Here is a 17054-nt window from a genome sequence, read left to right on the forward strand (position 1 = left end):
TGACAATTGGCGGATGGTGGTGCACGAGCGATGAGGATTCAGCCTCGTCAGCAGCTCCTGGAGATCTGGGCGGCCGTCGTCCGGTCGTCGTGGCGCGACGGCCGGTGGGTGTGGGGCGGTGAGAACGGCTCCAATTCGATCAGCGACGCCGAGCAACTGCTCTGTCTGCTCCTGCCGGCGACCCAGGTGGACGCGTTCAACATCGACCGTCCGGACGAGACCGCCGATGAAATGATCAAGGTCCTCCGCCCGCTCGGCACGGCCACCCAGATACCGCTGGTGCTGGTACAGATCCTGCGGGAATACTTCGAGCGCTACACGCACGAGTCCGGTACGCCCAATTTTTCGGGTGGCAGCTATTTCGGCATTGACGATCCCGCCCAGCCGGCCACCCAGCAGCAACGCGAACTGGACATCGTGGACTCGTTCGCGATGTCGGTCACCCTGTCGCTGGCGACGATCGGTTTCCTCCGGGTGTTCCGGGGCGCGGTCCGCCGCGAGGAGATCCTCCAGGACATCACCGAACTGGAGACGATGGCCAGCACCCGGCTCAGCGCGGCCATGGTCGGCCTGCTGCGCAGTTTCGCGGTGAACGTTTTCGACGTGGACTCCACCGAGGGCCGGGCCCTGATCCGCACCGTCAACCAGGCCGGGCTGCCGCAGCGCCAGATCGTCTCCCAACTCCGCCGGGCCCTGCGCCAGACCATGGCGACCTTCCGTGAGGTCCTGATCGGGTCCGGGCAGGTCGCCGACCTGGAGAGCGCCAACCGGCTGTTCGAGTGTGGCTGGGCCTGGGGAATCGTCAACGACGCCCCGCTGGTCGAGACGAACGAGCCCGTCGGCGACCAGGCCAAGGGCGTGGCGCACGAGCTGCCCTGGCTCTACTTCACCGTCATCGCCGTGGACGCCATCGAGGACCTCTTCTCCGAACGTACCCGGATCCTCGGTCTGCTCAACGACGAGCAGCAGCGGTTGTCCCGGGCGCTGCAACTGCGGTGGGAGTTGACCAGGACCTACTGGGCCACGGTCGCCACCTTCGGCGACGGGCAACGGTGGCCGCTGGAGGACATCCCGTGGCGGACCACCGACGAGGACTCCTCCGACTACTACACGCTGCTGGTCACCTCGCTGGCGGTCAAGGGCCTGATGCAGGAGCGCGGCTCGGACGCCGAGCTGTCCCGGGTCGGGCTGGTCCTGGGTGAGCTGGCCAACCGGGCCCGGATCACCCGCCGCCCGTTCGACGCCGACCCGGCGTTGACCCTGCACTCACCCGGCGTACGACTGACCCTCAGCGGCAGCGAACAGCTCGACGGCCCGCGCCTGCGCTGGATGGTCAGCGAGTTCTCCGCGTTGCTGCTGCAACGGACCGCGTTCATCGCCGGCCTGCTCAGCGACGCCGAGCAACGCGCCGCGCTGCTGGAGCTCGCCGACCGGGTCTGGGACCACCTGGCCGCCCGGCGGCTCGACGGCGGCACCGGCCGCAGCCTCTGGGACCAGCCGGCGAAGGTCTTCCGCCAGCTCAAGCCCACCCAGGACGGCACCTCCTGGTACTACACCGAGCGGGTCGTGCAGGGGCTGGTCACCACGGCCAACATGCTCAACCGGCCCCCGCTGCGCAGCGACCGGCTCGCCGACTACGCATCCGACCTGCTCAGCGAGGCCGAGCACCTGTACGACATGGAGCTGCTCAGCGGCGCGGGCGAGGGCGGCCCGAAGATGCAGCAGACCCTGCACCTGATCCGGGTGAACCTGCGTAGAGCGCGGGAGATCCTCCAGGATCGGCCCGGCACCGCCACGTCGCTCGCGACCGAGGTGCTGCGTTCGCTCGACGAGCTGAACGCCGCCCGCCGTGACGTCTCCGAGGCGGGCTGACATGCTGATCTTCGCGACCTCCGACAAGGGCGGCACCGGCCGCTCGGTGACCAGCAGCAACGTGCTCTACCGGAGCGCGTTGCAGGGCACCGACGTCTGCTACCTCGACTTCGACTTCGGCTCACCCACGGCCGGCGCCATCTTCAACATCGACAACGCCGTGCACGGCACCACCACCCAGACCGGGATGCACGTCTACCTCAACGGCGAGTGCGCCGAGCCGCACCGCATCGACGTGTGGACCGAATCCGACCGGGCCAGCCTGCGCAACCGGCCACCGGGCGCGGGACGGCTGATGCTGCTCCCCGGCGACATCGGCGGGGGAGAGTTCCCGAGCAGCGAGGAACGGGTCCGGCAGTGCATCCGGCTCTTCCTCCGGCTCGAAGAGGAGTTCGAACTCAGCCTGATCGACCTGAGCGCGGGTCGGTCGTACGCCACCGACATCGTGCTCGCCGCCACCGCGTCGCCCGAACTGCGTTCGGTCAAGGCCCGTTGGCTGGTGTTCCACCGCTGGACCAGGCAACACGTGCTGGCCGCCTCCGGCCTCGTGTACGGCGCCAAGGGAATCCTCGACACGGGCGTACGGCGCGGCCACAAACACGATGACCTGATCAATGGGCTGCGCTTCGTGCGTACGGCCGTGGTCGACCCCGACTCACCGGAGCTGGAGGGACTCCAGCCACCGCAGGTGGCCTGGCTGCGTGAGTGCAACCAGGACCTGCTGGAGTTGGCCAGCAACAACCGGGTGGGTCGGACCATGATGATCGGCTCGGTGCCGTTGGACCCGGTCCTGCAATGGCGTGAGCAGCTCATCTCCGACAACGACGTGTACGCCCGACGCATCGCCAACCTGGAGACGGTCGAGGCCTTCTCCTCCCTCGCCAAACGTTTAGTCGACGACGCGGCCTGGGAGACCCTGTGACCAAACCGGATGTCAGCTTCGAGGAGACCGCGGCCCGACGCAGCGTCGAGTCGGTCCCCCTGTCCCATCTCTCGATCGAACTCGGCCACCTCTACATCGAGGAGTTCGCCGGCGGCGTCGAACAGCTCCGACGACATTTCTCCCGGGTCGCGCCGTGGGCGGCGGCGGCCCGGCAGGCGGCGATCGACCGGGTGCCCAAGGGCCGGGCCCGGATCAGCACCTGCTTCCTCATCGACGACTACTTCACCCGGTTCAGTACGCCCGGCGAGGTGGTCCGGCAACTCCAGGAGGCGACCGAGGGCACCGGGCTGGTGATCGACTACTTCGCCCGCGAGTCCGGCTGCGCCCAGGCCGACGACATCCCGCTCGCCAAACTGGTGCTCGACCAGCTCGTCTCCGATCCGGTCCCGGAGACCAACGGCGAGCGGCCACCGCTCACCGAGACCGGCTGGCTCTGCAACGGCAAACGTTCCCCGGCCAGCGGACCGGCACAGGCGATGAGCGACTACACCTGGCAGCCGCCGTCGCAGAACGCGGCCAACCGGCACTCGATCTTCATGGACGTCGAGCTGTGGGACTACGAGGAGGACGGGCAGCTGCGCTGGTCCTGCCCCTTCCTCGCCGGGGTGTGGCAGCTCATGCGGCTGGGGCTGCTGCGCCACGAGGGTGAAGGGGTGACGAACCCGTACCAGGTCGAGGAGTGGCCGGACGACTGGGACGAGTTGCCGGCCGTGGTCCGGCTCAACCCGAGGGCGGCACCGTTCAGCGCGTACCGCACCTTCTCGGTCCTCGGGTCGCGGTTCCTGCCGATCGAGCACGCGGTCCGGACCATCCTCAGCCAGGTGTCGATCGGCCCGGCGGTGCTCGACCAGATCCACACCCGCAGCCGGCACGAGCACGTCGACGTGCCGAAGGACCTGGTCGAACGGATCGAGTACGTGTTCATCTCGGACTGACCGACGCGTGTCCCGGTCCGGCCGGTAGGGGTTCGGGCTCATCGCGGCACGTCCGGCAGCTGGTCCGGGTCCGCACCGGGCAACCAGGTCAGCGCCTGCCCGGCGAACCGGCGGAACCCGAGATCGGCGTCGTTACGGGCCAGCTCGGTGAGCAGGGCACGGGTCTGCGGGTCGGTGCCGAACCGGGTGCCGAGCAGCCGTACGGCGGTGACCCGTACCGACCAGTCGTGGTCGTGCAACCGCTCGACGAAGAGCGCCCGCACCTCCGGGTGGTCGGCGAGCCGTTCACCGAGGACCCGCAGCACCTCCCGGCGTACCTGCACGTCGTCGTCGTCACGGGCCCGGTCGATCAGCAGCTCGCGTACGCCCCGGTCGCGGCCGAACTCCTCGCCGAGGATCCGTACCGCGACGCAGCGGACCGGGGCGTCGTCGCTGTCGGCCCGGCTCATCAACGCCTTGCACTGCGCCACGTCCGGCCCGACTAGGCCGACGAGCGCGGTCGCCGCCACCCGGAACAGCTCCGGGTCCGGATCGAGGCGGACCCGGTCGAGCAGGACGTCGGACAACTCCGGCCGGTTACCGAACCGGTCGACCAGCATCCGCATCGCGGCGAGCCGCAGCCGGGGGTTGCGGTCGACGCCGACCCGCCGGGCGAGCAGTTCCCAGGCGGGTTCGTCGTCGTCGGTCAGCCCGGCCAGCACGGCCGAGGCGTGCGCGAAGACCCCACCGTCCGGGTCGCACCGGGCCCGGTCCACGAGTACGGCGTGCACCTGCGCGTCCGTGCCCGCCTCACGGGCCAGGGCGCGTACGGCGGCCAGCCGGACCTCCGCCCCGCTGTCGCCACGGGCCCGTTCGACGATCAGTTCGCGCAGTTCGGGCTCGGTCACCCACTCGGCAAGGGCGCGTACGGCGGCGAGCCGTACCGCCGCGCTGGTGTCGGCGCGGGCCAGCCCGGCGAGCACGTCCCGTACGCCGGGGTCCATCCCGACCCGGTCGACCAGCGCGCCGACCGCCACCAGCCGGATCCGGGGCGCCCCGTCGGTACGGGCCAGCTCGGTGAGCGCGCCGACCGCGTCCGGTGCCGTGCCGACCTGGTCGGCCAGCGCCCGTACGGCGACCAACCGCACGTCGGCGTCCCGGTCGACCCGCGCCACCCGGACCAGCAGGTCGCCCAGGGGCACCTCGTGGGCGAAACACTCGATCAGCAGTCGCAGCGCCGCCCGGCGGACCACCTCGTCGGCGTCGTCCAGGGCGCGGGAGACGAGCAGCTGACGCAGCTCCTCGTCCGGGCCGAACCGCTCCACCAGGGACTGGGTGGCGGCGCGGAGCACCCCGGCGTCGCTGTCCGCCCGGATCCGTTCCACCAGCACCGTCTGGACCACCAGGTCGATGCCGAGCCGTTCGCCGAGGGCCCGGACCACGGCCCGGCGCACCACCGGGTCCTCGTCGCCGCCGGCCCGCCCGATGAGCAGGTCGCGTGCTTCTCCGGCGGCGTTGAACCGTTCGATCAGGACCTGGGCGGCCATCCGGACCACGTCGGCGTCGACGTCGGTGGCGAGCCGGTCGAGCAGGATCGGCCGCAGTTCGTCGTCACCGCCGCACCGCTCGCCGAGGAGTTGGAGGGCGGCCCGCCGGACGCCGGCGAAGCTGTCGGCGCCCGCCTGTTCCAGCAGCAGGTTCCGGACCGGCGCCTCGCCCCGGAAGCGTTCGCCGAGGGCCTGCACGGCGGCGAGCCGGACTCCGGCGTACCCGTCCTCGCGGGCGCGTTCGACGAGCAGGTCACGGGCGCGGGTATCGGTGCCGAACCGTTCCCCGAGGGCCTGCACGGCGGTGAGCCGCGCCCCGCTGTACCCGTCGTGGCGGGCGCGTTTGATCAGCCGGCCGCGGACCCGTTCGGCGGCGGCGCGATGCGGTGGGCTGTCCTCGGTGGCGGTCGCGAGTTGCGCCACCTCGGCCAGGCCGGCGACCCAGGCGTACGCGGCGGAGCTGTCGTCGAGTCCGCCGAGCACCTCGTCGAACAGGTCGTCGATCCGTTCTGCCGGGGTGGAGAGCATCGCGGCCAGCCGGGCGGCGTACGCCGAGACCGGGCTCCACACCACCCGGACGCCGCGCCGCCGGTACCAGGACAGGTACGCCTCCCGGCCCGGCCAGCCGGTGCCGATCGCCTGGGCGGCCGGCAGGATCTCCTCCTCGACCAGGGTGGCGGTCTCCCGGTCGTTGATCGCCACGCCGTGCTCCAGCACCAGGATGACCTTGCGGAGCAGGGCGGCGGCCGGCTTCGCCACCACCGGTGAGATCGTCCGGACCTCGGCGAGGCACTGCACCGCGAGGGCCAGGTTCCACGGTGGCGCGGGGAACGCGGTCGGCGGCCAGGACCGGTTCATCTCGTTGGTCAACAGGTCGATCACCTCGGCGGCGCGTTCCTCGGGCAGCGCCCCGGCGAGCAGCCGGAGCACCTCCCGCCAGGACGGGTTCACCCAGTGCCGGCGGAACAGGTCCTTCACTTCGCCGATGGTGAGCACCCGGTCGTGCTGGAACTTGGTCAGCACCGCGTCGGCGCAGAAGAACTCCAGGAAGGTGCGGTGGACGAAGCCGTACAGGTGCGGGCCGTACCGGCTGAGGATGAAGTTCCGCTCCCGGAACTGGTTGATCATCGACTGGGCGATGGACCGCGCGGCGGCCGGGTCCCGGTGGTAGCGCTCGACCAGGTAGTCCTCGAAGACCTCGCTCAGCTCCTCGGCCGCGATGTAGTTCGCGCTCAGACCCCGTTCGGCCGACTGCATCCGGTACGCGAGCCGGCGCAGCAACTCCTTCTTGTCCTCGGTGCCGATGAAGTCCGGGTCCTGGTGCTGGTCGCGCAGGTGCCGGTCCACGTCCCAGTGCTCGACCAGCACGGTGGCCGCGTGGTCGTAGAGCCGCCACCGCTCGCGCGGCAGGGCCTGGTGCTTGCCGATGATCGCCAGGATGGTCAGCAGCAGCGGGTTGCCGGCCAGTTCCCGCATCGCGTGCGAGTGCCGCATCGCGTCGAGCAGCCGGGCCCGGCGGACCAGTGTCTCCTGCGGCTGGTCGTGGATGGCCAACCGGTACCAGTGGCCGAGGAACTCCGAGGTCTGGTCCGGGTCGAGATCCTGGAGGGTGAAGTGGGTGAAGCCGACGTCGGTGAGGATCCGCCGGGAGTAGCCGATCACCCGTGACGTGACAACCACCCGTACCTGGGGGAAGTCGGCGGCGAAGTTGGCGATCTGGCTGGCCACCTCCTCCCGGCGTCGGCGGTCGAACACCTCGTCGAGGCCATCGAAGACGGCCACCGTACGGCCGAGGGTGAGGTGGCGCAGCAGGGCCGTCCGGTCGATGCCCAACCCGTCGGTGTGGGCGCGGTGGTCCAGGTAGTCCACGAAGCCCTGGCAGCGGTTCTCGGCCGCGAGGGTGACGTAGGAACGCAGCTCGACCAGGAGCGGGAGGTGGTCGACCAGGGCGGCGAGCCGGTCGTCGGGGTGCCCGCCGGCCAGGGCGAGGGCCAGGTACCGGGCGGCGGTGGACTTGCCCGAGCCGGGATCGCCGAGCAGCACCACCGCCCGCTGCTCCGGTGAGGCGAGTACGTCGAACAGCCGCTGCAACGGCTTGGCCCGGTACGACTCCTGGAGGTGCCGAAGGTCCGTCGGGTTCACCGAGGTCGGCACGTCCTCGCTGCTCAGGATCCCGTTGGTCGGCACCCGGCGACGCCACTCGCGGGGCATCTCGGCCGGCGGCGGATCCGCCCGTACGGACTGCTCGACGAAGACCGAGGCCAACCCGATCTGGAGGTAGTCCTCGCTCTCCGTCGGCGTCAACGCGTCCAGGTTCAGTACGCCGTAGTGCTGGCGGAGCCGGGAGAAGTAGCGCTGGACGGTGTCCTGACCGAGGGCGTTGAGGCCGTGTCCCGCCGCCCAGTCGGTCTCCGCCAGTCGCATGGCGACCGCCGCGGTGACCCGGGCGGCGAGGTCGCTCGGTTCGGTGAAGATGCTGCACATGTGCCGGTCGGCGAGTTCGGCCCGGAGTGCCTCGATCTGTTCGGCCTCCGTGCCCCGGTCCACGAACCGGCGGGGCCAGGGTGCTTCCTCGTCGAGCAGGAAGATCAGACACGGCTTTCCGTGGTTCAGTGCCTCGCGGTATTCCAACTCCGTGATCGACCGGCCGTAACCGGGGGGCACGAAACCGTAGCGCCAGGCGAAGATGCCCACGTAGACGTCACATTCACGGACGTCAGCCAGACACCTTTCCAGTGGTCGTCGATCTTCCGCGACATAGGACTCCATCGCCATGTCCTCGACCCGCAGCCGACGCAGCGCGAGCTGCACCGCGGCGCGACATTCTTGTAGATCTCGGAAAGTGGCTGATACGTAGACCTTGGTCACGGCGGCTCCTATGCGGCGTGAGCGGCACGTGACGTCACCGTATCAATGGGAGGCAAGAATATTTTGTCCCCCGTCCCTCCTCCGACAGCAGTATCGGCGGCCGACGAAGACATCGGCGCCAATGATTTTCAAGACGAGGTTGCCGTACGTGTTTCGATCATGTTCACGACCTCCAGTGCGCAGCCCCAGGAAAGGCTGATCCCGCTGCCGCCGTGCCCGTAATTGTGGATCACCCGACCGCCGTCGAGATCCAATTCCTCCACCCTCACCCGTGGGCGTACGGGCCGGAAACCGACCCGGTGCGCGAGAATCCGGGCCCGGCCCAGGGCGGGTTCGACGGCGGCGCAGCGGGCCACGATCGCCGCTGCCGTCTCGGCCCTCGGTGTGGCGTCGGAATGTCCGACCTCCATCGTTCCGCCGAGCACCACGTGGTCGCCGTGCGGCAGGAAATAGGTCAGCTCGGTGGTCCCGGTCGGGCTCTCCGCGAAGAACCAGTCCACACCGGGGTTGTCGACCACGACCAGTTGGCCACGGGTCGGCTGCACCTCGACGTCCGGCACCAGTTCCCGCGCGCTGGAGCCGGTGCAGTTGACCACCACCGGCGCCTCGGTCGACGCCCGCTTCAACGAGCCGACGGTGGCCCGCTCGATCCGGCCGCCGGCCAGGTGCAGCCGGCGTACCAGGTATTCCAGGTAGCGGGGCATGTCGACCACCGGCGCGGTGTAGCGCCAGCCGGAGACGAAACCGGCGGGCAGGTCGGCCGGCGGGCAGACCTCGAAGTCGTCGACGCCGCTCAACCACGGGTGCGGCGGGCTCGGCACCCGCGTCGCCTCCACGCCGGTGACCAGGCGTACCCCGGTCCCGGCGGCTCGGGCCAGCGGCTTGAGCAGGGAGAGCGTCTGTTCACCCCAGTGCGTCGCCCGTTCGTGCGCCGCGATGACCCGTCCCCAGATCGCGCCGGCCGCGAACGAGGTGGTGTCCGCCGGTCGGTCCCGGGTCCGGACCAGCACGGTACGCCCGCTCTCGGCCAGACACACCGCCGTGGTCAGACCGGTCACCCCGGCACCGACGACGAGTACGTCTATGTTCGCAGGAGTCACCAGACGAGCCTATGGTGCGAAATGGGTTCCGGCCGTCCCACCGGAAGTTCGGTGAAAAGGCGCATCCGGGACTTCCCACAGAAACCGCTCGGCCCGCCCGGACGTCTGATCCGGCCGGCGGTATTTCCCGTGGGGGTGCACGTGAAAACCGGGAATTGTCATTCGCGCCCATGCGTGTCCGGTACGTTGCGTGCCGGTCCGATGATGGGATGAAACCGGTCGATCGGCCCTGACCACGGCGTGACCGTGGCCGGTGGCGACGCGTGACGTTGCGGAGGTGCCATGCTGACCGTGGGCGAGGTCCACACCGGGTTGTTGCAGAACTCGACCGCACTGTCGCTGGACCGGACCGCCGCACTGCTCGACCTGCTGGTGGGTGAACGGGTCCGCCGCTCCGAACGACCGATCGCGTACGCCGTCTCGCCGGACCAGCTCACCGGGGTGGACTGCCGGCTGCCGACCGGTTCCGGCAGTCGCAGCCGGGGCGTCGGCACGGTCGTCTCACACGCCGCGGTGACCGGCGGGCACGTGCTCCAGGGGTCGAGCCACACCCGGATCGGCCGCGCCGCCGCCAACCGCCGGTTGGTCTGGTCGCACTACCTCTCCCGGCCGGGGCAGGTGGAGACGATCGGCAAGATCGACGTACGGGACGTGACCCGTGGTTTCCTCGGCTCGGCGTACCAGGCCTCGGCGCTGAACCTCGGTGCGATCAGCGCCCGGTTCATGGACACCGTGCAGGCGTCGCCGACGCTGGACCACCGGCCGCCGTTCCGGGCCCAGCGCACCTGCCTGCGCTGGGCGGTGATCCCGGCCGAGGACCCGGCGGCCGAGTTGCAGGGCACCTTCCGGGTCGAGTCGGACACCCTGCGTACGCTGGAACTGACCGTGGCCGAGCAGGACGTGCAGGCGATCGTCGAACTCTGCGAGGACCTGGCCCTGCACGACTGGCTGCTCACCACCCTGCTGTCGCTGATGGAGTCGAGCCTCACCGGGCCGGGTACGCGGTCGCAGAAGCTGGACCGGCTCCGCCCCGCGATCGACTGCCTGCTGCACCTCTGGATGCCCGCCGCCCGGCTGGACGAGTCCGTGCTGTCGGTCTGGCAGGCGCTGGAGCGGCGGCCGGGGTTCAGCCGGCAGTGGCAGTCGTCGGTGACCCGGATCCGGGACCAGGTCAGCCTCAGCACCATCGCCCTGCTGGAAACCCCGTCCCGATAGCCGGGCTCGGCGGGCGTCGGTTCGGCTCAGCGGGCTTCGGGGATGAGCCGGGCCCGGTCGACGGTCAGCTCCACCACGTCCTGGTTCACCTTCGCGATCTGGTCGGCCTCGACGTAGAGATCGTGGGCGAGCAGGCCCCGGCTGTCGACCTTCAGGTAGCCCGTACGCAGCAGTCGGGCCGCCAGGTCCGGCGGTACGTCGGGCTCGTCCCCGTTCTCCGTGTGCGGCACGTCCGCGCCGAGTACGCCGTGACCGGTCGGTGGGTCCTGGGCGGTCACCGCGTTCGGGTCGCCGAGCCGGACCGCGACGACGGTGCCCACCTCCTCGCCGCCCGGATCGACCACTCGCATGCCGCTGGTCACCTGGGCGATGGGTTCGGCGCTGTTCGGGACATCGGTGTGCATGTCTGGGCGATTCCCGCCCGGTCAGCCGGTTAAACCACCACTGCCGAGTCCCGGTGGCCGGGCCGAGAGTTCCCGCCAGTTGTCCGGTCCGACCAGCAGGCCGCGCACCGCCTCGTACGCCTCGTCCTCGCTGTCGAACTCGTAGAACCGGGAGATCCCCTCGGCGCCGCCGGCACGCTGTTCCAGGTGCCACTGGTCGGCGTCGGTCCGCAGGTAGACGTCACGCCGTGCGAGGTGTCCCCACTTGCCGTTCCACCAGTGCTTTCGCTGTTCCATGATCGCACCCTATCGAACACGTGTTCGATAGGGTGCGGGGAGGGGGAAAGTTGTGTGCCGGCCGCTCAGCGGCCGGCCGAGGGGTACTCCCGACCGGCGGGCGGGTGGTCGCGGCCGGTCAGGTTGTCGAACGACTCCCGGTGCTGCGCGGGCACCCGACCGCCGGCCACCAGCGCGTCGCGGATCTCGGTCAGCAGCTTGACCTCCTCGCTCGGTGCGGCGGGCGGCGGCTCCTCGCCCCGGCGACGGCGCTCGGCCAGCTTGTTGAGCGGCAGGACGACCAGGAAGTAGAGCACCGCCGCCGTGATGAAGAACGTGATCACCGCGTTGACGAAGGCGGCCCAGTCGAACACGACGCCGGCGACCTTCCAGGCCCCCGGCGGTGGCCCCGTCTCCGTGCCGGGCGTGCCCGGCGCGCCGGTCGGCGCGGGGCTGGTCGACGAGCCACCCAACAGCTGGATCAGAGGCTTGAGGAACGACAGGGTGAGCTGGTTGACCACGGTCGTGAACGCCGCGCCGATGACGATGCCGACCGCGAGGTCGACGACGTTGCCGCGCATGATGAAGTCTTTGAAACCCTTGAGCATTCGCTTCTCCGAAGGTTGGCGGTGTCGACCGACAACCTATGCCCCGTCGGTGGCGCACGGAAAAGTGCCGCCTGGCCCGCCCCGCGGCGGACCGGGCGGTCACTGCGTCATGACCGGGTGTGCGACTACGACGAGGCGGGGGTCTGGTCCGCCGAGATGGCCTGTTCCACCGAGGGGTGGGTCTGCAACACGTCGACCAGGCCGCTGACCTCCAGGATGCGCAACACGCCGCGCTGCGGTGCGGCGAGTCGGACCACCCCGCCGGCCTCGTCGCTGCTGTTCTTCGCGCGTACGAAGACGGAGAGTCCGGTCGAGTCGCAGAAGGTCAGCTCGGACAGGTCGAACACCAGCCGGCTCCTGCCCCGGTCGAGCAGATCCGTGATCTCGTCCTGCAACTGGGGCGCGGTCGCCATGTCCAGCTCGCCCGCGACCGCCACGACGACGACGTCGCCGCGCTGCTCGGTGTGCACCGTCAAGGACATTCGCGACCTCCTGTTATCGATCGAACGGTACTCCACCGGTGGGTTCGGTGGCAGGACCGCACGCCCTGGTTGGCGTGCCCATCTTCCTAGGCACTCGGCGACCGGAGGCGGGCGCCCCCGCCCAAGGTCGTCCGCGCGGTGTGTGTCGGAGGCGGGGCGGGGGCTTGACCGAGGCTATTCATTCAATGAATAGTCGAGCCGTGTCGACGGCACAGGTGCTGCTCGGGCTGCTCGCCGCCGGGCCGCAGCACGGTTACGAGCTGAAACGGGCCCATGACGAGCGCCTGCCCCGGACCAGGCCGGTGGGCTACGGGCAGGTCTACGCCACCCTCGGCCGACTCACCCGGGACGGCCTGGTCACCCCGGTCGGCCAGGACCGCGACGGCGGGCCGGACCGCACGTCGTACGCGCTCACCGATGCCGGGCGCGCCGCGCTCGACGCCTGGCTGGAGGTGGTCGAGCCACCGGCGCCCTACGTGAGCAGCATCCTGTTCGTCAAGGCCACGGTGGCGCTGCTGGTGGTCGGCGCCGACCGGACCCGCGAATACCTGATCGCGCAACGGCAGGCGCACATGCTCCGGCTGCGCGAGCTGACCCAGGCCAAGACGGACGCCACGGCCAGCCTCCCCGAGGTGGTCGCCGCCGACTTCGCCATCGCCCATCTCGACGCCGACCTGCGGTGGCTGCAAATCACCCTGGAACGCGTCTCCGACTGGCACCGGGAGGTGCGGCCGTGACCGAGCCGAACGAACAGCCCGACCAAGCCGAGCGAGGAGCACGGATGACCGCGACCCCGAACCCGAACCCCCCTGCTACGCGTCGACAACCTGGTGAAGGCGTACGGCCGCACCCCGGCGCTGCGCGGGATCGACCTGACGGTCGGCGAAGGCGAGATCGTGGCGATCACCGGCCCGAGTGGCTGCGGCAAGTCCACCCTGCTGCTCTGCCTGGCCGGCATCCTCCGCCCCGACTCAGGGGAGGTCCACTACGGCGAACACCGGCTCGACACCTGGTCCGAGGCGGCCCGCTCACGGCCGCGCCGGACCGAGTGCGGGGTGCTGTTCCAGTTCGGCCAACTGGTGGCCGAGTTGACGGCCGCGGAGAACGTCGCGCTGCCGCTGCTGCTCGCCGGCACGGGGCGGCGAGCAGCGCGGTCGGCGGCGCTGGCCCGGCTGGACCAGCGAAGCACGGCAGTGTCCGAGCTTCGGGTGGGCTGAGCGGTTACTCCACCCGGACCACCACGCCGAGTGAGGTGGGTGCGTGGTGCAGCCGGAGCCGGACGATCCGGGCGTGGGCCGGAATGTCGTAGACCACCGCACCGGTCACCTGGTTGCCGGGGTTGATCTCGCTGAGGAAGACCTGCCGGTCGGAGTTGGCGAGCACGCTCGCACCGCTGTCGGCACCGAACTGCTCACCGTCGGGTCCGTAGGCCCGCTGGAGGGTGTCGGTGAAGAAGACCGGCCGCTTGCCGACGTTGCGTACGGCCAGTTCGACCAGACAGAACTGGCCGATCGCCGCCTGGTTGACCAGCGGGTCACCGACCCGGCCGACGCCGCACCTGACTTCGCGGACCAGGAATTCGAGGTCGCCGTCGCGGCCGGGCTGGTTCAGCCCGACGATCCGCTGGCCCCGGCTCTCCACCTCGGCGTAGAGGTCGCCGCCCCAGGTCAGCGCCGTTCCGACCACCCCGGCACAGCAGCAGAGCACCAGTGCGACGCTCACCCCGAGCAGCAGCCAGAGGCGCCGTCGCCGTACCGGTGTGGCGTACGGCTGTTCGGGTTGCTCGTCCAGCCACGGCGCTCGGTCCGGCCAGTACGGACCCGGCTCGTCCGGGTACGGCTGCTCGGGGTCCTGCCGGTCGGGGTGGTGCTGGTCGGAGAACCTCTGCTCGGGGTACTGCTGCTCGGGCGAGGGGTCGGCCCACGGTGCCGACGGGTCGGCGTACGGCGATGGTTGGTCGGGGGGCGGCGGCCAGGGGTCGCCGCCGATCGGCGGGGCGACGGCGGGGGTGTCCGGGGTGGACCAGTCCGGCGGCCGGTCGGGCGGTGCCGCCGCCGGTGGCGTGGCGGGTGGTGCGGGCACCGACGGCCCGGTGACGGGCGGCGGGGGTGGCGGGTCGTCCACGAAGGGGCCGCCCTCCGGGTCCGGGGTCGGCTCGCGGGTGGGTGGGTCCGGGTCCACCGACCAGGTCCAGGGCTGGGCGTGCGGGCCGGACTGGTCCGGTGGACCGGACGCGGGGGCCGGTTCGGACGGAGCCGGTGGCTGTGACCGGGGTGGTGGTGATCGGTCCGGGTCCGGGGACGGCTCGGGCGGGCCGCTCTCCGGCGGGTCGGGCGTGGGCATCGCGGTCCCCCGATCACGCGGAACACTTTGCCTGATTCTAGGCTTTAGTGCTGCTTTGCCCGTTCAAGATCGGGGTTTCCGGTGTCGGTTGCCGGAGCCGTTCCTGCGGCATGATGATCGAATGGATCTGGTGACGCTGCACGACATCCGGGCCGCCGCGTCACGGATCACCGGCCGGGTGGTGCGTACCCCGCTGCTGCCCACCGGCTGGGACTCGGACCTCTGGCTCAAGCCGGAGAGCCTCCAGCCGGTCGGCTCGTTCAAGCTGCGCGGCGCGACCAACGCGGTCGCCCGGCTGACCGAGCCCCAGCGCGGCCGTGGCGTGGTCACCCACTCCTCCGGCAACCACGGCCAGGCGCTGGCGTACGCGGCCCGCGCCGCCCGGGTGCCGTGCACGGTGGTGATCCCGGATGGTGCACCCGCCATCAAGATCGAACAAGTCCGTACGCTCGGCGCCGAGGTCCTGCTCGTGCCGCCCGCGCAGCGGTTGAGCACCGCCGAGCGGATCGTCGCCGAGCGGGGCCGGACGCTGATCCCGCCGTACGACGACCGGAACGTCATCGCCGGCCAGGGCACCATCGGGCTGGAGATCGTCGAGGACCTGCCCGAGGTGGACGTGGTGCTGGTCCCGGTCGGCGGCGGTGGCCTCTCCTCCGGCGTCGCCACCGCGATCAAGGCGCTCTCCCCGTCGACCCGTGTCTACGGCGTCGAACCCGCGTACGCGGCCGACGCGCAGGAGTCGCTCGCCACCGGTGAACTCGTCGTCTGGGACCTGGCCCGCACCCACCGGACCAGCGCGGACGGGCTGCGTACCAGTTTGGCCGAGCTGACCCTGGCGCACCTGCGCGAACACCTCGACGGCATCGTCACCGTCACCGAGGACGAGATCGCCGCCGCCACCGCCCACCTGGTCCGCCGGGCCCGGCTCGTGGTCGAGCCGAGCGGCGCGGTGGCCACCGCCGCCCGGCTGTTCCGTCCGGCCGAGTTGCCGCCCGGCCGGACGGTAGCGGTGATCAGCGGCGGCAACGTCGATCCGGCCGTGCTGGCCGCCGCGGCGGTCGCCTGAGCGGGGTTGCGCCCAGGCGACCGTTCATCACCGGCTCAGCCGCGCCGCCACTTCTGGTTCGCGCCGCCGAGGCAGGTCCAGAGCTGGAGCTTGGCGCCGTTGGCGGTGCTCCAGTCGCGTACGTCGACACACTTGTTCGCCTGCGGGTTGACCAGGTCACCGGCACCGCTGAGGACGAACTGCTGGGCCGGGTTGCCGCTGCACGTGGCGAGTTGGATGTTCGCGCCGTTGGCGACCGATCCCCAGGCCACGTCCATGCACTTGCCCAGCGCCCGGACGGTGCCGTCGCCGGGGAAGCTCCACCGCTGCGCGTCGGTCCCGTTGCAGTCCCAGAGCTGCAACTGGCTGCCGTCGGTGGGCGTGCCGCCGGGCACGTCGACGCACTTGTTGCCGTACCCGATCAGTGAGCCGCCGGTGGGGGGCGTGCCGCCACCGGTGTTCCAGGCATAGACCCGGACGTAGTCGATCAGCATCTGCTGGGGCATCTGGGTGGTGCCGTCGGGGTAGCCGGGCCAGTAGCCACCGACCGCCACGTTCATGATCATGAAGAACGGGTGGTCGTAGACCCACGGGTTGCCGCGCAGGTCGGCGGCGGTCTTGCGGGCGTACTGGATGCCGTCGACGTACCAGGTCACCGAGTCCGGCGCCCAGTCGACCGTGAAGGTGTGGAAGGCGTCGGCGAACGCCTGTCCGCCGGGCAGGCTGTACGCGCTGCTGATCGCGCTGCCGCCGGAGTAGCCGGGGCCGTGCAGGGTGCCGTAGACCGTGTTCGGCTCCCGACCGATGTTCTCCATGATGTCGATCTCGCCGTTGCCCGGCCAGCCCTGCGACCCGGTGCCGAGCATCCAGAACGCCGGCCAGATGCCCTGGCCGCGCGGGATCTTCAGCCGGGCCTCGTAGCGGCCGTACGTCTGGGTGAACCGGTCGGCGGTCAGCAGCCGGGCCGAGGTGTACTGGCAGGTGCCGTAGTGGCACTGGTAGTTGGCCGGGTTCTCCCGGCGGGCGGTGATCACCATGTTGCCGGCGCCGTCGTGCGCGGCGTTGCGGGTGGAGTTGGTGTAGTACTGCTGCTCGTTGTTGCCCCAGCCGCTGCCACCGATGTCGAACTTCCACTTGCTGCCGTCGGGGCTGGTGCCCGCGGCTCCGTTGAACTCGTCGCTCCAGGTGAGTGCGCCCGGCGCCGCCTGGGCGACGCCGGACACCGGCGCCGTCAGGAGGGTGGCCAGACTTGCCCCCAGCAGGGCGAGAGCCAGGGCGGTCCGTCGTATACGCATGGAAATACTTCTATAACAACATGACGCTTTCTGGCAAGGTTGTTAACTAATAACTAAGTCAATTCCGGCAAGAACGGCGGATCGGGGGGGGGGGGGGGGGGGGAGGGGGGGGGAGGGGGGGTGGGGGGGGGGGGGGGGGGGGGGGGGGGGGGGGGGGTGGGCC

Annotated in this window: 14 protein-coding genes and 1 pseudogene; 7 read left to right on the forward strand and 8 right to left on the reverse strand. The window is 70.7% G+C overall.

What is annotated here, in order from left to right; genetic code table 11:
- Positions 1-30: 30 nt before the first annotated feature.
- The 3 genes from ACZ6QQ_RS14060 to ACZ6QQ_RS14070 are packed head-to-tail and all read left to right on the forward strand — an operon-like array spanning position 31 to position 3750.
- Positions 31-1872: an SCO2524 family protein gene (locus ACZ6QQ_RS14060; protein WP_465876465.1), complete on the forward strand. Its 1842-nt coding sequence runs from the start codon at positions 31-33 to the stop codon at positions 1870-1872.
- A 1-nt stretch (position 1873) separates the two neighbouring features.
- A complete protein-coding gene (locus ACZ6QQ_RS14065; protein WP_465876466.1) occupies positions 1874-2794 on the forward strand; it encodes an SCO2523 family variant P-loop protein in 921 nt (306 codons plus the stop codon).
- Positions 2791-3750 (forward strand): SCO2522 family protein, encoded by a 960-nt coding sequence (locus ACZ6QQ_RS14070; protein WP_465876468.1) that lies wholly within the window; start codon positions 2791-2793, stop codon positions 3748-3750. The genes ACZ6QQ_RS14065 and ACZ6QQ_RS14070 overlap by 4 nt, the downstream gene beginning before the upstream one ends.
- 38 nt (positions 3751-3788) lie before the next feature.
- Here ACZ6QQ_RS14070 and ACZ6QQ_RS14075 read toward each other — a convergent pair whose 3' ends face one another.
- Positions 3789-8144, reverse strand: a complete 4356-nt coding sequence (locus tag ACZ6QQ_RS14075; RefSeq protein WP_465876469.1) for a HEAT repeat domain-containing protein — start codon at positions 8142-8144, stop codon at positions 3789-3791.
- Between the two features lie 128 nt (positions 8145-8272).
- Positions 8273-9244: an FAD-dependent oxidoreductase gene (locus tag ACZ6QQ_RS14080; RefSeq protein WP_465876470.1), complete on the reverse strand. Its 972-nt coding sequence runs from the start codon at positions 9242-9244 to the stop codon at positions 8273-8275.
- A gap of 282 nt (positions 9245-9526) precedes the next feature.
- Here ACZ6QQ_RS14080 and ACZ6QQ_RS14085 point away from each other — a divergent pair, with 282 nt between their 5' ends.
- Positions 9527-10459, forward strand: a complete 933-nt coding sequence (locus ACZ6QQ_RS14085) for an SCO2521 family protein (RefSeq protein WP_465876471.1) — start codon at positions 9527-9529, stop codon at positions 10457-10459.
- Positions 10460-10485: 26 nt separating this feature from the next.
- On the opposite strand, the gene ACZ6QQ_RS14090 is transcribed toward ACZ6QQ_RS14085, so the two are convergent.
- The 4 genes from ACZ6QQ_RS14090 to ACZ6QQ_RS14105 form a co-directional block, all read right to left on the reverse strand.
- Positions 10486-10863: a hypothetical protein gene (locus ACZ6QQ_RS14090; RefSeq protein ID WP_465876473.1), complete on the reverse strand. Its 378-nt coding sequence runs from the start codon at positions 10861-10863 to the stop codon at positions 10486-10488.
- 21 nt (positions 10864-10884) lie between these two features.
- Positions 10885-11139 carry a hypothetical protein gene (locus tag ACZ6QQ_RS14095; RefSeq protein ID WP_326561531.1) on the reverse strand — a complete coding sequence of 85 codons (255 nt, stop codon included), beginning with the start codon at positions 11137-11139 and terminating at the stop codon, positions 10885-10887.
- 65 nt (positions 11140-11204) lie between these two features.
- Positions 11205-11726 (reverse strand): large conductance mechanosensitive channel protein MscL, encoded by a 522-nt coding sequence (locus ACZ6QQ_RS14100; protein ID WP_465876474.1) that lies wholly within the window; start codon positions 11724-11726, stop codon positions 11205-11207.
- A gap of 125 nt (positions 11727-11851) precedes the next feature.
- Positions 11852-12208, reverse strand: a complete 357-nt coding sequence (locus tag ACZ6QQ_RS14105; RefSeq protein ID WP_465876476.1) for an STAS domain-containing protein — start codon at positions 12206-12208, stop codon at positions 11852-11854.
- A 200-nt stretch (positions 12209-12408) separates the two neighbouring features.
- Between ACZ6QQ_RS14105 and ACZ6QQ_RS14110 the strand changes: the two genes are divergently transcribed.
- Together ACZ6QQ_RS14110 and ACZ6QQ_RS14115 are read left to right on the forward strand one after the other, a co-directional pair.
- Positions 12409-12945 (forward strand): PadR family transcriptional regulator, encoded by a 537-nt coding sequence (locus ACZ6QQ_RS14110; RefSeq protein WP_465876478.1) that lies wholly within the window; start codon positions 12409-12411, stop codon positions 12943-12945.
- Positions 12946-13017: 72 nt separating this feature from the next.
- A pseudogene (locus ACZ6QQ_RS14115) lies at positions 13018-13422 on the forward strand (ATP-binding cassette domain-containing protein); the annotation flags it as partial.
- A 7-nt stretch (positions 13423-13429) separates the two neighbouring features.
- Here the strand turns inward: ACZ6QQ_RS14115 and ACZ6QQ_RS14120 are convergent.
- Complete coding sequence (locus ACZ6QQ_RS14120; protein ID WP_465876480.1) at positions 13430-14551, reverse strand: DUF4352 domain-containing protein; 1122 nt, start codon at positions 14549-14551, stop codon at positions 13430-13432.
- A 121-nt stretch (positions 14552-14672) separates the two neighbouring features.
- Between ACZ6QQ_RS14120 and ACZ6QQ_RS14125 the strand changes: the two genes are divergently transcribed.
- Positions 14673-15617 carry a threonine ammonia-lyase gene (locus ACZ6QQ_RS14125; RefSeq protein WP_465876481.1) on the forward strand — a complete coding sequence of 315 codons (945 nt, stop codon included), beginning with the start codon at positions 14673-14675 and terminating at the stop codon, positions 15615-15617.
- Positions 15618-15652: 35 nt separating this feature from the next.
- Here ACZ6QQ_RS14125 and ACZ6QQ_RS14130 read toward each other — a convergent pair whose 3' ends face one another.
- The gene (locus ACZ6QQ_RS14130) at positions 15653-16891 is read right to left on the reverse strand and encodes a family 16 glycosylhydrolase (RefSeq protein WP_465876482.1); all 1239 of its coding nucleotides are present in this window, start codon (positions 16889-16891) and stop codon (positions 15653-15655) included.
- Between the last annotated feature and the right edge of the window lie 163 nt (positions 16892-17054).

This window comes from Micromonospora sp. NPDC049529 (genome assembly GCF_055586685.1).

Bases quoted from the DNA above. Each gene is read 5' to 3' on its own strand.
- ACZ6QQ_RS14060 (WP_465876465.1), top strand. From the start codon at position 31: ATGAGGATTCAGCCTCGTCAGCAGCTCCTGGAGATCTGGGCGGCCGTC.
- ACZ6QQ_RS14065 (WP_465876466.1), top strand. From the start codon at position 1,874: ATGCTGATCTTCGCGACCTCCGACAAGGGCGGCACCGGCCGCTCGGTG.
- ACZ6QQ_RS14085 (WP_465876471.1), top strand. From the start codon at position 9,527: ATGCTGACCGTGGGCGAGGTCCACACCGGGTTGTTGCAGAACTCGACC.
- ACZ6QQ_RS14090 (WP_465876473.1), bottom strand. From the start codon at position 10,863: ATGCACACCGATGTCCCGAACAGCGCCGAACCCATCGCCCAGGTGACC.
- ACZ6QQ_RS14095 (WP_326561531.1), bottom strand. From the start codon at position 11,139: ATGGAACAGCGAAAGCACTGGTGGAACGGCAAGTGGGGACACCTCGCA.
- ACZ6QQ_RS14100 (WP_465876474.1), bottom strand. From the start codon at position 11,726: ATGCTCAAGGGTTTCAAAGACTTCATCATGCGCGGCAACGTCGTCGAC.
- ACZ6QQ_RS14105 (WP_465876476.1), bottom strand. From the start codon at position 12,208: ATGTCCTTGACGGTGCACACCGAGCAGCGCGGCGACGTCGTCGTCGTG.
- ACZ6QQ_RS14120 (WP_465876480.1), bottom strand. From the start codon at position 14,551: ATGCCCACGCCCGACCCGCCGGAGAGCGGCCCGCCCGAGCCGTCCCCG.
- ACZ6QQ_RS14125 (WP_465876481.1), top strand. From the start codon at position 14,673: ATGGATCTGGTGACGCTGCACGACATCCGGGCCGCCGCGTCACGGATC.
- ACZ6QQ_RS14130 (WP_465876482.1), bottom strand. From the start codon at position 16,891: ATGCGTATACGACGGACCGCCCTGGCTCTCGCCCTGCTGGGGGCAAGT.